Origin of the sequence: Streptomyces rugosispiralis, assembly GCF_024505145.1 — a bacterium.
In the GTDB taxonomy this organism is placed as follows: domain Bacteria; phylum Actinomycetota; class Actinomycetes; order Streptomycetales; family Streptomycetaceae; genus Streptomyces; species Streptomyces rugosispiralis.
In genome coordinates this window covers 1-1168 of sequence record NZ_JANIAA010000168.1, presented here as the reverse complement: position 1 = coordinate 1168, position 1168 = coordinate 1, and the positions used below count along the sequence as shown (strand labels likewise).

Below are 1168 nucleotides of genomic sequence, written 5' to 3'. Positions count from 1 at the left end.
ACCCGAGGCCGAACCGGCGGAGGCATCCCCGGCCCCGGTCGCCCAGCCGTCCGTTCTGCCGTGGCCGCTCTCCGGCAAGAACCCCAACGCGCTGCGCGCCCAGGCCGCGCGGCTGCTCGCCGACCTCGACCGGCGGTCCGACGTCTCGCTCGCCGACCTCGGCTACTCGCTCGCCACCACGCGCGCCGCACTGGACCACCGTGCGGTCGTGGTCGGCGCGGACCGCGCCGGGCTGGTCGCGGGTCTGGAGGCGCTGGCGGGCGGCGAGTCGGCGGCCGGGCTCACACAGGGCTCGGTGGCCGACGGCAAGGTGGCGTTCCTGTTCACCGGGCAGGGCAGCCAGCGGCTCGGCATGGGGCGTGAGCTGTATGACGCCTTCCCGGTGTTCGCGGAGGCGTTCGACGCGGTCTGCGATGAGCTGGACGGGCACCTCGAACGGCCGCTGAAGACGGTGCTGTTCGGCGAGAACGCCGAGGCGCTGGACCGGACCGGGGTCACTCAGCCAGCGCTGTTCGCCATCGAGGTGGCGCTGTTCCGGCTGGTCGAGGCGTGGGGTCTGAAGGCGGACTTCCTGTCCGGCCACTCGATCGGTGAGCTGGCCGCCGCGCATGTGGCGGGTGTGCTCTCGCTCGCCGACGCGGCGAAGTTGGTGGCGGCGCGTGGCCGGCTGATGCAGGAGCTTCCGGCCGGTGGCGCGATGATCGCCGTCCAGGCGTCCGAGGACGAGGTGCTGCCGCTGCTCACCGAGCGGGTGTCGATCGCCGCGCTCAACGGGCCCACCTCCGTCGTCATCGCGGGTGATGAGGACGCGGCTGTCGCGATCGCTGCCGGTTTTGAGGCGCGGGGTCGTAAGACCAAGCGGCTCACCGTGAGCCACGCGTTCCACTCCCCGCGCATGGACGGGATGCTGGACGCGTTCCGTGAGGTCGCACAGGGCCTGACCTACGAGTCTCCGCGCATCCCGATCGTCTCCAACCTCACCGGAAACGTCGTCTCCGCCGAGGAGATCACGACCCCCGGCTTCTGGGTCCGCCACGTCCGCGAGGCCGTCCGCTTCCTCGACGGCGTACGGACCCTCGAAGCCCAGGGCGTCACCACCTACCTCGAACTCGGCCCCGACGGTGTCCTCACCGCCATGGCCCAGGAGTGCGTCACCGACGCCGACGCG

The 1168-nt window shown here is 72.1% G+C and carries 1 protein-coding gene; it reads left to right on the top strand.

The window, feature by feature from the left end; genetic code table 11:
* Positions 1-1168: acyltransferase domain-containing protein (locus NP777_RS46875; protein ID WP_256656320.1), on the top strand; the 1168-nt coding region annotated here is incomplete at both ends.